This is a genomic window from Saccharicrinis aurantiacus (assembly GCF_947489045.1).
GTDB lineage: Bacteria > Bacteroidota > Bacteroidia > Bacteroidales > Marinilabiliaceae > Saccharicrinis > Saccharicrinis aurantiacus.
In genome coordinates, this window is record NZ_CANLCN010000006.1 from 270,540 (window position 1) to 284,841 (window position 14,302).

At 38.0% G+C, this 14,302-nt stretch carries 11 protein-coding genes and 1 rRNA gene; 11 read left to right on the plus strand and 1 reads right to left on the minus strand.

Annotated features, from left to right (window positions below):
• The first annotated feature begins 39 nt into the window (after nt 1-39).
• From QMO11_RS09595 to QMO11_RS09640, 10 genes are all read left to right on the plus strand, one after another.
• Nucleotides 40-366, plus strand: coding sequence for a P-II family nitrogen regulator (locus QMO11_RS09595; RefSeq protein ID WP_068474202.1), 327 nt, complete (start codon nt 40-42; stop codon nt 364-366).
• A gap of 44 nt (nt 367-410) precedes the next feature.
• Complete coding sequence (locus tag QMO11_RS09600; RefSeq protein WP_068474199.1) at nt 411-788, plus strand: P-II family nitrogen regulator; 378 nt, start codon at nt 411-413, stop codon at nt 786-788.
• Between the two features lie 21 nt (nt 789-809).
• On the plus strand, nt 810-2,447 hold the full coding sequence (gene nifD / locus QMO11_RS09605; RefSeq protein ID WP_068474196.1) for a nitrogenase molybdenum-iron protein alpha chain: 1,638 nt from the start codon (nt 810-812) through the stop codon (nt 2,445-2,447).
• Nucleotides 2,448-2,778: 331 nt separating this feature from the next.
• Nucleotides 2,779-4,161 carry a nitrogenase molybdenum-iron protein subunit beta gene (gene nifK, locus QMO11_RS09610; RefSeq protein ID WP_068474193.1) on the plus strand — a complete coding sequence of 461 codons (1,383 nt, stop codon included), beginning with the start codon at nt 2,779-2,781 and terminating at the stop codon, nt 4,159-4,161.
• Nucleotides 4,162-4,568: 407 nt separating this feature from the next.
• The gene (gene nifE, locus QMO11_RS09615; RefSeq protein ID WP_068474191.1) at nt 4,569-5,903 is read left to right on the plus strand and encodes a nitrogenase iron-molybdenum cofactor biosynthesis protein NifE; all 1,335 of its coding nucleotides are present in this window, start codon (nt 4,569-4,571) and stop codon (nt 5,901-5,903) included.
• 154 nt (nt 5,904-6,057) lie between these two features.
• On the plus strand, nt 6,058-7,470 hold the full coding sequence (locus QMO11_RS09620; RefSeq protein WP_068474188.1) for a nitrogenase component 1: 1,413 nt from the start codon (nt 6,058-6,060) through the stop codon (nt 7,468-7,470).
• A 170-nt stretch (nt 7,471-7,640) separates the two neighbouring features.
• Nucleotides 7,641-8,912 (plus strand): radical SAM protein, encoded by a 1,272-nt coding sequence (locus QMO11_RS09625; RefSeq protein WP_282037057.1) that lies wholly within the window; start codon nt 7,641-7,643, stop codon nt 8,910-8,912.
• A gap of 698 nt (nt 8,913-9,610) precedes the next feature.
• Nucleotides 9,611-9,916, plus strand: a complete 306-nt coding sequence (locus tag QMO11_RS09630) for a (2Fe-2S) ferredoxin domain-containing protein (protein WP_068474182.1) — start codon at nt 9,611-9,613, stop codon at nt 9,914-9,916.
• Between the two features lie 410 nt (nt 9,917-10,326).
• The gene (locus QMO11_RS09635; RefSeq protein WP_282037058.1) at nt 10,327-11,433 is read left to right on the plus strand and encodes a homocitrate synthase/isopropylmalate synthase family protein; all 1,107 of its coding nucleotides are present in this window, start codon (nt 10,327-10,329) and stop codon (nt 11,431-11,433) included.
• Nucleotides 11,434-11,510: 77 nt separating this feature from the next.
• Nucleotides 11,511-11,885, plus strand: a complete 375-nt coding sequence (locus QMO11_RS09640) for a hypothetical protein (protein WP_068474176.1) — start codon at nt 11,511-11,513, stop codon at nt 11,883-11,885.
• A gap of 175 nt (nt 11,886-12,060) precedes the next feature.
• On the opposite strand, the gene QMO11_RS09645 is transcribed toward QMO11_RS09640, so the two are convergent.
• On the minus strand, nt 12,061-13,074 hold the full coding sequence (locus QMO11_RS09645) for a DUF4421 family protein (protein WP_282037059.1): 1,014 nt from the start codon (nt 13,072-13,074) through the stop codon (nt 12,061-12,063).
• A gap of 1,063 nt (nt 13,075-14,137) precedes the next feature.
• Between QMO11_RS09645 and QMO11_RS09650 the strand changes: the two genes are divergently transcribed.
• A 16S ribosomal RNA gene (locus QMO11_RS09650) occupies nt 14,138-14,302 on the plus strand; the annotation flags it as partial.

The window sequence follows — 14,302 nt, forward strand, 5'->3', positions numbered from 1 at the left end:
TTCCCACTAGTCTCTTAAACTTTTAAAAAGATCTTAGTTATGTTAATGATAAAAGCAATTATACGTCCAGAAAAATCAAGCGCAGTACTTAAAGCTCTATTCGAAGCTGGATACATAGCTGTTACAAAAACACCAGTTGTTGGTCGTGGTAAGCAGCGAGGAATTAAAATTGGTGATGTTACTTACGATGAGTTGCCAAAAGAACAACTTGTAATGGTTGTGAAAGATGAGGATAAAGATTTTGCAGTGAATACGCTTATGGAAGCTGCTCGCTCAGGAGAAAAAGGAGCTTTTGGTGATGGTAAAATATTTATCACTCCAGTTGAAGAGGCTTACACCATCTCAAGAGGGGTTAAAGAGCTTTAATTCACATTCAGGATTTATCTACTCATCTATCAAAAAAAGAAATTATGAAAACAGTAATGGCAATAATAAACATCGATAAGATGAATGCAACGAAAAAGGCCTTATTAGCCGCTGATATTACGTCGATGACTGCATCGGGGAAAGTATTCGGACGAGGAAAAGGTCTTTGGGAAGCCAAAATACTAGAAGGAGTGAAAAACGATAGACCTGAAGCTTTAGAGCATTTAGGAAAAGAACCACGACTTCGTGCACAAAGAGTTTTAGAGGTTGTAGTAAACGATTCGTATGTGCAACCAGCTGTAGATGCAATAATAGAAGCCAATCAAGGCGAGCCTCATGGCTGTGGTAAAATATTCGTAATGCCTGTTAACGATGTGGTGCAGGTAAGAACAGGAACTACAGGTAGCAAAGCAGTTGATTAATAACCGTTAAATTGTAAAAACATGGTTAAAAAGAAAGATTTTTCAGCAGGATTACCAGATCCTACTCCATTAATAGAAGATATAGTTAGCAAGTACCCTAGCAAAATTGCTAAGAAGCGTAAAAAAGGTATGGTAGCCAACGATCCCGAAGTGGATCAAGAAGTTCAAGCTAACGTACGTACTATTCCTGGAATTATTACACAACGTGGTTGTACTTATGCAGGTTGTAAAGGGGTGGTATTAGGGCCAACAAGAGATATCATTAACTTAGTACACGGACCAATCGGATGTAGTTTCTATGCTTGGTTAACACGTCGTAACCAAACCAGAGCAGCAGAGGGCGAAGATAACTTCATCATGTATTCTTTCTCTACTGATATGCAAGACGAGAATATTGTGTTTGGTGGTGAAATTAAATTAAAGCAAGCCGTTCGCGAAGCGCATGCTTTATTTAACCCAAAAGCAATCGGTATTTTCTCAACTTGTCCGGTAGGTTTAATTGGTGATGATGTTCACGCTGTATCTCGCGAAATGAAAGAAGAATTAGGAATCAATATTTTTGGTTTTTCTTGTGAGGGTTACCGCGGAGTATCACAGTCAGCAGGTCACCATATTGCCAACAATGGTGTATTTAAAAACGTAGTAGGTTTAAATGACCGTCCACGTAAAGGTAAGTTCCAAATGAACTTATTAGGGGAGTACAATATTGGTGGTGATGCTTTCGAATTAGAAGCATTGTTCGAAGAAGTTGGTATTGAGTTAATTTCTACTTTCTCAGGTAACTCTACCATTAAAAGTATGGAGTACTCACATACAGTTGATTTAAATATTGTAATGTGTCACCGTTCTATCAACTACATTGCTGAGATGATGGAAGAGAAATACGGTATTCCGTGGATCAAAGCCAACTTTATTGGAGCTGAAGCTACTTCAAAAACACTTCGTAAAGTGGCAGAGTTCTTTGATGATGCTGAATTAACAGCAAAAGTTGAAGAAGTTATTGCTCGCGAAGCTGCTAAAGTACAAGTGGTAATGGATGCCATTAAACCAAAAACAGAAGGCAAATTAGCTATGATGTTTGTAGGTGGATCTCGTGCTCACCATTATCAAGAGTTGTTCAAAGAGTTAGGTATGCATACTGTTTCTGCAGGATACGAGTTTGCTCACCGCGATGACTACGAAGGACGTAAAGTGATTCCTAGTATTAAGATTGATGCAGATACTCGTAATATCGAAGATCTTACTATTGAGAAAACAGAGAAAGAAGAATTATGGCGCGAAGACCTAATTGCTAAAAAAGCCAAGCTTGAAAAAGAAGGTTACCAGTTTAGCGATTACGAAGGAATGATGCCAGAAATGGAAAAGAATTCATTAGTAATTGATGATGTTTCTCACCATGAAACTGAAAAATTAATTGAATTCTATAAGCCAGATATCTTCTGTGCTGGTATTAAAGAGAAATATGTGGTACAAAAATCAGGTGTGCCTTTAAAGCAGCTACATAGTTACGATTATGGTGGTCCTTATACTGCCTTTGGTGGAGCCATTAACTTCTTTAAGGAAATGGAACGTATGTTAGTTACCGATGTATGGAAACTAGTAGATACTCCTTGGAAATCGGAGCCAGAGATTGTAGGTAGCATGACTATTAACGCTTAGTCATTTAGAGGGATAAGATTTAAACCTCAGAGCTTTAGTATTCTCAATCTTGCAAGGTTTGTAATGTGAGGATCTGACCTCCAGAAAAACGCTTTTTTTAATGAAGATAAGCTTTAGTAAGACCGGGAAGTTGAGAACTTGTTCGAAGATCACCCGGCCGCACTTAAGCTTTACGAAAGTAAAAAAAGTGGTTTTATGGCAGTCTTGACTTTTTTGCTTCGTTTTTGGGTCAAGCCAAAAATGAAGAGCCTTCCGGCTTGAGGAAAATACTTCAGCTACTATAAGAAGGTTTATTCTTAAATCTGATTACTAATATTTAAAAAGATTCATTATGTTACTTCGACATACTACAGAAAAAGAAATAGATAGAAAGGCACTAACAGTAAACCCGGCTAAAACTTGTCAGCCGGTAGGTGCCATGTATGCGGCTTTAGGTATCCACGGATGTTTACCACATAGCCACGGATCACAAGGGTGTTGTTCATATCACCGTTCAGCTTTAACCCGTCACTATAAAGAGCCAGTAATGGCTGCTACATCATCGTTTACTGAGGGTTCTTCAGTATTTGGTGGACAAGCAAACCTTTTACAAGCTATCGGTACTATATTCTCAGTATACGATCCTGAAATTATCGCAGTTCACTCTACTTGTTTATCAGAAACAATTGGTGATGACCTTGGTCAGATTGTTGCTAAGGCTCGTAACGATGGTAAAGTACCAGAAGGAAAGCACGTAATACAAGCTCCAACTCCTAGTTACGTTGGTTCTCATGTTACAGGATACCACAATATGTTAGAAGGTATTGTTAAGTATTTTGCCATGAAAACAGATGAGGCAAAACGCCAGGTTAATATATTAGCTGGTTGGGTTGAGCCTTCAGATATGCGTGAGTTAAAAAGAATTACTGGTTTAATGGGTGTTAAAACCGTATTGGCTCCTGATACTTCTGATGTATTAGATGCACCAATGACTGGTAAGTTCGAAATGTATCCTAAAGGAGGAACTACTATTCCTGAGCTAGTGAGCATGGGCGATAGCATGAAAACTTTAGCCTTAGGTGAGTATGGTACAAAAGGAGCAGCCGTTGCTTTAGACAATGCTTGCAAGGTACCATTCGATTTATTGGATTTACCTATCGGAGTTAAAGCTACTGACCGTTTTATTTCTGCTTTATCACAAGCCGGAGCTGTTTCGGTTCCTGAGGCGATAAATGATGAGCGTGGTCGTTTAGTGGATATGATTACGGATATGCACCAATACTTTTATGGTAAGCGTGTTGCTTTATTTGGCGATCCAGATCAATTATTCGCTATGTGTGAGTTCTTATTAGATCTTGATATGGTTCCTGCTTATGTAGTTTCAGGTACTCCAGGTAAATCATTCGAGAAGAGAATGAAAGAAATATTTGGTGATAAAATCGACCAAGTGAAATTCAAAAATGGTGCTAATGCGGATATGTTCCAAATTCACCAATGGATTAAACAAGAGGGTGTTGATTTACTAATAGGTAACACTTATGGTAAGTATATCGCTCGCGATGAGAAGATTCCTTTCTTAAGAATGGGATTCCCAATTGTTGATCGTGTAGGTCACTCTTATTTCCCAACATTAGGTTATATGGGTGGTATCCGCATCCTCGAAAAAATGTTGGATTTATTGATGCAATATCAAGATGAAAATTGCGAAGAAGAAAAAGTAGAATTAGTAATGTAATTCTAGATAATTAGGCATGAGATGTCAGTGATAAGAGATAAAGAGGAGTCTATTATCTCTTATCCAAAAATCTCAATTCTAAATAAAGATTTGTGTTTGCCAGAGGTTAGGCAGCGTTGAACATGTTCGTTGCCTTAAGATTAGCGGGGTAGTTGAATTATCGGAACGCCGAAATTCAAAATAAATAGGTGGTATATATATTTTCTAATTTAATGTGCTTTGAGTATTAATTAAACGATTAGAATTACCCCGCCAATCTTTCCTTATAAATACAAATTACTCTCACAATAAAATATGTTGCAGCATATTTTAAATAAAAGATTTTAAAATAGAGGTTTAAGCACAGTCTTTTATCTCTAACTAAGGTCTGATAGTCTAATTAAATCAATCTTTCTATTTAAACGCTTATGTCAAAATATATAAAAGATAGAACATCCCAGATTGTTACCATAGGCGAAGACCAACACGATTTAGCCTGTGAAAAGAAATCAGCAGCAGGTTCAGTAAGTCAGAGAGCATGTGTTTTTTGTGGCTCAAGGGTAGTTTTATATCCTATTGCAGATGCGCTACATATTGTACATGGTCCTATAGGTTGTGCAGCATACACTTGGGATATCAGAGGCGCTATGTCGTCTGGTCCACAGTTGCACCGTTTGAGTTTCTCAACTGATTTACGTGAGAAGGATGTGGTTTTTGGTGGAGAAAAGAAATTATACAATGCGCTAACAGAATTAATTGCTTCGTATAAACCCGAGGCTGTTTTTATATACAGCACATGTATTGTTGGTGTTATTGGAGATGATGTTGAGGCCGTTGCGCGTCAGCTAAAAAAAGAAACAGGCGTTGAAGTACTTCCTGTAATGAGCGAAGGCTTTAAGGGAACCAAAAAAGATGGTTACAAAGCAGCCTGCGATGCATTAATGAATTTGGTGGGAACCGATGAGGATTATGTTCCACCTAAATACAGTATAAATATATTGGGCGATTTTAACTTAGCCGGTGAGCTTTGGATATTGGCCGAATATTATAAAAAAATAGGTGTTGAGATTATTGCTTGTCTTACAGGCGATGGCCGTGTGCAACAAGTACGCCGATCTCATAAAGCATCCCTAAATGTGGTACAGTGCTCAGGTAGTATGATGCACGTAGCCAAAGAAATGGAAAGTCAGTACGGTATACCATTTAAAAAGGTATCCTACTTTGGTATTGAAGATATGTCGGATGCACTTTACGAAGTGGCCACACATTTTAACGATCCTGAATTAATGGCCAATGCCAGAGCACTAGTCTCAGAAGAGTTGGCAATATTAATTCCGGCATTACAACCGTATCGCGAAAAGCTTGAAGGAAAAAAAGCAGCCATATACGTTGGCGGTGCCTTTAAAGCCATTAGCCTAGTTAAAGCACTGCGTTTATTAGGTATGAAAACGGTAGTTGTAGGGTCTCAAACGGGTAATAAAGACGATTATAACTTGTTACAGAAAATCTGTGATAAGGGAACCGTAATCGTTGATGACTCAAATCCAAATGAGCTATCCGATTTTGTAAAGCAAACGGGAGCCGATCTGTTTATAGGTGGCGTTAAAGAACGACCGATAGCCTATAAGTTAGGACTAGGATTTTGCGATCACAATCACGAACGTAAAGAAGCATTAGCCGGATACATTGGTATGCTCAACTTCGCCAAAGAAGTATACGCCTCGGTTTGTAGTCCTGTGTGGAAGTTTATAGATAAGAAGTAGTATCAAGTAGCAAGTATCAAGACATAAGACTATTTGCATGATGTAAATATCTCTTGATACACAGCCTTGGTTCTAAGTTTTAATCCTTTCAAGTTTCAAAGCAAGCTGTAAATCATCTTGATACTTGAATCTTGAATCTTGATACTTAAAAAAGATGGCCGACAAAATACCAGTATTAAAAGAAAGAAAAAACTTCGTAGCCACGCGTAACGCATGTAAAGTGTGTTCGCCATTGGGCGGAAGTATAGCATATAAAGGAATTAAAGGCTGTGTGCCTGTAATTCATGGGGGACAAGGGTGTGCCACTTACATCCGACGATATTTAATCAGTCATTACAAGGAGCCTGTTGATATTGCCTCTTCAAATTTTAGTGAGGAATCAACTATATTCGGCGGAGAAGGCAATCTCAGCGCGGCTATTCAAAATGTAATAGCACAATATAAACCAGAGGTGGTGGGGGTTTGTACCACCTGCTTAAGCGAAACAATTGGCGATGATATCGGACAAGCACTCCGAAACTACAAAGCAGCCAATGCCGATGATAAAAGTATACCCGAGTTTGTATACTCATCAACGCCAAGTTATCAGGGTTCGCATATGGATGGGTTTCATGAGACAGTGGCAGCCATCACCAAAACATTTGCCACTAAGGTTGAAGCCAATGAGAAGGTTGCCATCTTCCCTGGCTTTATATCTACTGAAGATTTAAGGATGTTAAAGGATATTCTTACTGATTTTGGTATTGATTATATAATGGTTCCTGATTACTCTGAGACTTTAGATAACCCAGTGTGGGATACTTATCATCGTATTCCGGATGGAGGAACTCCTGTTGAAGACTTGAAATTATTAGGAGGTGCAAAAGCATCCATTGAGTTTGGTCCTATCCTTAATAAAGGAAATTTAGTAGGTCGACTTAAAAATAAAAACCTTGCTGTAACAGGTGCCGAGTATTTATCCAAAGAGTTCGGAGTTAAAAAATACACCGTTAATGTTCCGGTAGGCATCACGCAAAGTGATGAGCTTTTTAAAGCGCTAAGCGAGATAAGTGGTAACGAAGTGCCGATGAGGTACCAAATGGAACGCGGCCGATTAATTGATGCTTACGCCGATGGACATAAATACGTGTTTGGCAAAAAAGCAGTAGTATATGGCGAAGAGGATTTAGTAGTTGCCATGACTGGTTTCTTGGATGAAATAGGAGTAGAAGTAATACTTGCTGCATCAGGAGGAAACAGTGGAACGCTACAGCCCGAAATTGAAAAATGTGCGCCCACTCATGGTAAAACCATACAGGTAATGGGCGATTTAGATTACGAAAAGATTAACGAACTCTGTATTGATATGAAACCCGACTTTTTGGTTGGTAACAGCAAAGGCTATTATATCGCTCGTGAGTTAGAGATACCAATTATAAGAGTAGGATTCCCAATTCACGACAGAATGGGCGGTTCACGATTAAAACACATTGCCTACAAAGGTGCTCAAGAGCTGTTTGATAAAATTGGCAACGCCATGATGGAATACAAACAAGAGCACTCTGAAATAGGATACAAATATATATAGGGGTAAGAACACGGAGACTCAAAGACACGGAGCGTTTTTTACTAAGTGTTTAAAGGAATTATTTTCCTGGGAATCTCCAGAACTTATTTGCAATGTTAAAAAACTATTGAAAATAAACTCAGAGCCTCAGTGTCTCAGTGTTCATTTTTCAATTATTAAAAACGAGTACTATGATCGATTTTAAAAAACACCCATGTTTCAATAAAGAAGCGAAAGGACAATATGCCAGAGTTCATCTTCCGGTAGCTCCTAAATGTAATATTAGCTGTAACTACTGTAACCGTAAATTCGATTGTGTAAACGAAAGCAGACCAGGAGTTACTTCAAATATATTATCGCCAGAGCAATCAATGGTTTACTTAAAAGGACTGAAAGAGAAAATGCCAAACCTTTCAGTTGTTGGTATTGCAGGTCCTGGAGATCCATTTGCCAATCCTAATGAAACCATGGAAACACTTCGATTGGTTCGAAAAACTTATGATGATATGATTTTGTGTGTATCATCTAATGGTTTAGGAATAGGACCTTATATTGATGAACTTGCAGAGTTAGAAGTAAGTCATGTTACCATTACCATAAATGCACTCGATCCTGAAATATTATCAAAAGTATACCGTTGGGTTCGTTTCGATAAAAAAGGATATTTCGGTTTAGAAGGCGCCACTATATTATTAGGCAAACAGCTCGAAGCCATTGAAAAGCTAAAAGCAGCAGGCATAACAGTTAAAGCCAATGCCATTGTAATACCAGGTATTAACGAAGATCATTTACCAGAGCTTGCCGAAGGTTTAGCAAAAATGGGTGTTGATTTAATGAATACCATTCCATTAATTCCTGTTGAGGATACGCCTTTCTCTGATTTAACAGAGCCTGAAGCAGCAACCATGAAAGCCATCCGTAAAGAAATTGGCGCATTCTTACCTCCAATGACGCACTGTAGTCGTTGTAGAGCTGATGCAGCAGGTCTTTTAGGAAAAGATAGTACTGAGGCCATGGAGCTTTTATCAGAAGCGGCAAAAATGACTGTTGGCTGTGGAGGTGGAGAAGAGGAAGAACGCCCATATGTAGCAGTGGCTAGTAACGAAGGTATTTTGGTGAATCAGCATCTAGGTGAAGCTGATCGACTATATATTTTTAAAGAAACACCAAACGGATACAAGCTCGTAAACCAAAGAGTAACACCATCACGAGGCAAGGGAGATGATAGATGGGTAGAGTTAGGAGATACTTTAAGTGATTGCCGAGCAATATTGGTTGGAGGTATAGGACCTAAACCATCTAAAATATTAGGTAAGTCGGGTATTAAGGTAGTAGAGATGTCTGGACTTATCGACCAAGGAATGGATGCTATTTATAAGGGTGAAGATTTAAGAACCATTACCAAAGCAGAAGCATTCAAATGTGGAGCATCATGTTCAGGAACAGGAACGGGTTGTGGTTGATAAAACTGCTGAAAGCCGCTAGGGGACTGCACATATCTCTAGGGGATGGGTAAAATACCTAGGGGAATTAACCAATGTGCTCGGGGGTGGTGTCAATTACCTCGGGGACGATTACAAACCTCTCGGGGAAGCCATCAATACCCTAGGGGATGGCAAAAACCTTTAGTGTGATGAGGCAAAATATGTAGGGGACAGCTCTAAACCCATGGGGATTCCTAAAAGGTTCTAAGGGATGAGGTGAAACTCGCGTGGGCCAGGCAAATGCTTAGGGGGTGCTTCAATGTTTAGTAATATATCAATCTCGTCCTAAAAGTATTTAAATAATGTGCTACACGCCTTGTTTAGTATCGACCTCAGCCAGTGAACCAAAAAACTGGATTGAAATGACGGTTAAAAAACGTAAGCTGTTTGAGTGCTTTGAGGCACGAAAAAGTACGAGTTTAAAATATCGGGACGATTAAGAATTGAGTATTCTTAATTGTTTCAGCACCATTAAAGTTTTTTGAGTGAAATGGGTGCAGTCGACGGTCTTTTTGTCTACTTTTTTGACTGTAGAAAAAAGTAGAAGCCTTCACGGCTTGAGTGAAAATTTAATTAGGACAACATTGGTAATAAATAATACAAGAAGACAATTAAACAAATTTATAACATCATCAAGTAAAGTATTTATGCTTAGTCTTGAATCTTAAACAATCATTATGAAAAAACCAGAGTATCACATCTTAGTTTGTAATTCGTATCGTGTTGCAGGCGATGCAAAAGGATTCTGTAACAAAAATGGAGCTGGCGATTTTATTCCATACATCATGGAAGAGTGCAACGATAGAGGTATTGATGCCGCAGTAACAAGCACAGCCTGTTTAAATGTATGTAGCCAAGGACCTATTATGGTGGTTCACCCAAATAACTTTTGGTATGGAGAAATTACTGAGGATAAAATTGATGAAATTTTAGATGCCTTAGAAGAAGGTAACGCAGTTGAAGAGTATTTAATTTCAGATTAGCATATTTAAGGGTAGTGCATATTGTTGGGGAAGTGCTAGCTCAATGTTTTCCTAATAATGTGCACTTAAACTTAACAATTTCATACTCTTAAACTAATGCTACTATTTGCAAGTGGTTTTAACTTCACCATCGTTGTTTAAGCACCACGGTAAATGACCTCTTTATAAAGAGCTTTTGTTTTAGTTAAAGCTTTAGTAAGACTGGCTAGCTGAGAGCTGTGCTCGAAGATCCGCCAGCCGCACTTAAGCGTAACTAAATAAGAAAGTTATTTGTAAAGCAGTCTTGAATTTCTTTGCTTCTGTTTCTTGTTTCAAGACAAGAAATGAAGTCGGGTTTGGGCTGAAAGCCCAATATGTAATGCTATATAATCTAGAATATAATTTTAGCTAATCTATCTAAACAAAAAACTATGCAACATCTAATTGATACTACTTTACGCGATGGCGAGCAAGCCGCAGGAGTTGTTTTTTCTTTAGAAGAGAAAATTAGAATAGCTCAAATGTTAGATGAAATTGGTATTGTAGAGGCGGAGGTAGGTACTCCATCCATCTCGCGCCAAGAAGAAAAAGATATAAAGACAATACTTAACCAGGGGTTTAAATTCGATGCCCTTTGTTGGTCAAGAGCTACAGTAGGCGATATTATGGCCGCCAAGCGCACAGGTGTTAAGCGTATTAGTATTTCTTTTCCGGTGAGCGATTTGCAATTAGCAGCTCTTGGTAAAAACTATGATTGGGTGCTCAAGCAAATGAAAACCATGATCGGATTGGCCTCTAATCACTTTGAATTTGTAGGTATAGGTGCGCAAGATGCATCAAGAGCCAATACACAATTTTTGCATCAGTATATTTCTAATGCTGCACATTACGGAGTAAAGCGGGTACGTTTAGCAGATACAGTAGGTATTATGAATCCTTATTCGGTGGGGGAGATGGTTAACGAAACCACTCAATTATTTCCCGATGTAGATTTCGAATTTCATGCACATAATGATTTAGGCATGGCTACAGCTAATACTATTGCTGCGCTTCAGGCAGGTATTCAATCTGTTGATGTTACAATAAACGGATTGGGAGAGCGCGCTGGTAATGCACCGCTCGAAGAGGTGGCCGCAGCTTCAAAGTTCTCTTTAAATAAAGATATGGGCATCAACCTTGCTCAATTGCAAGATATTTGTAAGTATGTTGAGCATGTCTCAAAAAGATATGTAAGTAAAACCAAACCAGTAACGGGCGAGTTGGTAACCAGTCATGAGTCAGGGATTCATTGTCGTTCGCTTTTAAAAAATACAATGACCTACCATGCCTTTCATCCTAGTGAAGTGGGCAAAACTTCCGAGTTTGTTATAGGAAAGCATTCTGGCGTAGCATCTGTAGTCAATATGCTCGAACAGATGGGTATTAATGTGTCACCCGAACGGGGTAAAGAAATTTTACCAGAGGTAAAACGTTTGGCAAGCGAGAAGAAAGCTGGTATTAATCAAACTGAATTACGCGATTTAATTCTCAAACTATAATAACATGGTCAATGGATTTACCTGAGCGTGAGAAATTCTCTTGGTTATGTCTATTGAGTATAAAATAAACATACAAAATGGAAACATATAGAGAAATATATGATGTGGGATTTGATTATTATCACAATACAATATCCCTTGTTGAGAGTAACCGCTTTGGTGAGGCTTTAACAGCAAATGTAGCGGTATTATCTGCCGAATACTTATTAAGTAGTGTGCTAACAAAGAACAATATTCCGCTATATGGCCATGGCCTCAGTGAAATGTTAAAAGCATTGTGTTTTAACCGTATAATTCCACCTAAAGTGCGCGATCAGGTTAAAATACTCGATCAAGGATGTGGGTGTAATGCCTTAATACCTACTGCCGATGAGGTAGCTAAGTTGGTAGATGCTCTGCGCGAAGTAAAACAATGGACCGATACTCAAATAAAAGTGGCAGTATCAGCCTAATAAAAATTAAGTAACCTTTGGCAATTAATGATAAGGTTACGCACGGTAAATTGCTATCTGCAAAATTGCAATTTGCCAAACCCTCCGAGAAAGTCTGTATTCTTGTGTACTACGTCGCAGGGGTGGCGACAACAGGTGTGCAGACTTTTTCTTATACTATTCAGTAGGCGCTGTATTATAGTCCATACTTATCAAACAGATGATTAATGCCCTTAATCATGCCAAATCTATAACCCAAAAACACCTGCAAATCAAGTGAGTTGTCTTCTATCGAAGCAGTACTTTTACCTTGAGGGTGCTTTTGTATGCTACCTGTTATTTGTATGCCTCCAAAAAAGCGATTACTATTATATCCCATGGCACACTGAGCTTCAAGCCGAGCTAATGGATCTAAATTATGAGAGTTAATTTCTTCCTCAATAGTTCTAGTTAAAAGTTTACTGTTGATAAAACCCAACCCTGCAGCAGCTCCAGCCGAGATATAAAAATTCTGATGCCACACATAAGTATAAAAATATCCAAGTTGTACGGTGGTTTCAAAGTTCTGTGACTTCTGAGTGCTATTCGATGCTGTAATGGTAGCTTTATTGTCAATAGAGTAATATCTATAAAGTAAAAAGGCCATCAAACTTCCGCAGCTCTTTACTTGGTGTTCCGTCTGGTCGCTAACTGCCTTAACCGAGTAGTTTTTATTAAACTTATAAGCCGTATATCCCGAGAAGTTCTCCACAAGCAATTCCGGAAATTGTATATATGCATCTTTATACTTGTCCCAGTCTCCAATAATATCACTCGTGTTACTTATATAGTACCCCTTAGTTTTTGAATAGCCAAAGTGCTGCACCCAATGCGGAAATATTAAGTTCAGGCCTATCGACTTCAGCTCAGACTTACCTTTTCTATCATCATCATTATTTCCACTTAAATAATTTGGTGCAAACCCAAGCGATAAAGCAATAAACCTATAGTTAAACCAAACCTTTGTTTTTAATTCGGTATTCGGTTTTAAATCATAATTCACGCTATTACCTCGCACGCCAAATGATTCACCTGCATTTTTAATCCCAACCTTTAAAATAAACTTATCGTTGTACTTCCTTATGTAAGAGCTGTCTATTTTAACTTTGTTTTCTTGTGCAGATACATGTATAAATATAAAAAGAGCCGTAATAATAAGTAGTAACCTCATATTAATAAATAAAATATATACTAATTAACTGATTACGAGCTTTTTTGTTTTTACATTGGGCGTTCCCCTCCCACTAATACTCTATTATCAGCACAAATCCCTTTTCTCGGGTCATGCTTTGCGCTATATCTTTGCTTCGCCATAACGGGCTCACAAAGGATGCCGCTCCAATCATTAACGCATCTCTTCTCACACGGCTAGTAAAAGCCATAAAAGTATATTACAAGGAGTTCACTTTGGTAAAAACACAAATAAAAGCCACATCAAACTCACGTTAACGTGAGTTTGATCTGTGTTTGATATGAGTTTGATATGAGTTAAATCTGAAATTATACCGAGTAAGACACGACCTAGTTCTTATTTAGTATAGTGTATCATTCTCTATACTATGTAAGCGTTGTTTTTTCTGAGGTTAAAAAAAAGAGAAAAAAAATTTTTTCGACTTAAAACATTGATAAACTATTCTTTAGTTATTATCTTCGTATTCTTGCCTAAAAAAACTTTGAAGTAGTATTTGGAATTATGAAAAAAACTCCTCACTTTTGCACCCGCTTTGAACGCAAAGCACGATTACAACAGACATTTTGAGAAACAAAAAATGGATTAAAAACCCTTTATATAAGCGGTTTTTAGGTGTCAAAAAAGATTTAAAATTCTTTTCAAATTTATTTGGAATTAAGAAATTAAATCAGTTATCTTTGCAGCCGCTTTTAACGAAGAGCTGAGAGTGACAAAAACGACATCTTGAAAGTGATTGAAACTATTTAACGATAGTCAATTACAATAGAAAACAAGAAGTAAAAAACTTCAAATTTTCTTTCAAAAACATTTGGAGTTTAGAAATTAAAGTTGTTATCTTTGCAGCCGCTAAAATAAAGCGATCACAATAAAGATTGTGAGATTAAAAAGATTGAAAAAGCCTTCGGGTTTTAAGATATAAAGACTAGCGAAGTGCTAGAAGTTCTTTGAAAATATTGGAATGCATAAAAGGAAAAAAGTGATTCTTTGAGTAGGACTCTTGTAAAGAATAAGAGACTGTTAGTTCAGTCATAATAATTTTTATACAACGAAGAGTTTGATCCTGGCTCAGGATGAACGCTAGCGACAGGCCTAACACATGCAAGTCGAGGGGTAACATTGCTGCTTGCAGTAGATGACGACCGGCGCACGGGTGCGTAACGCGTATGAAACCTGCCTTTTACAGAAGGATAGCCCGGAGAAATTCGGA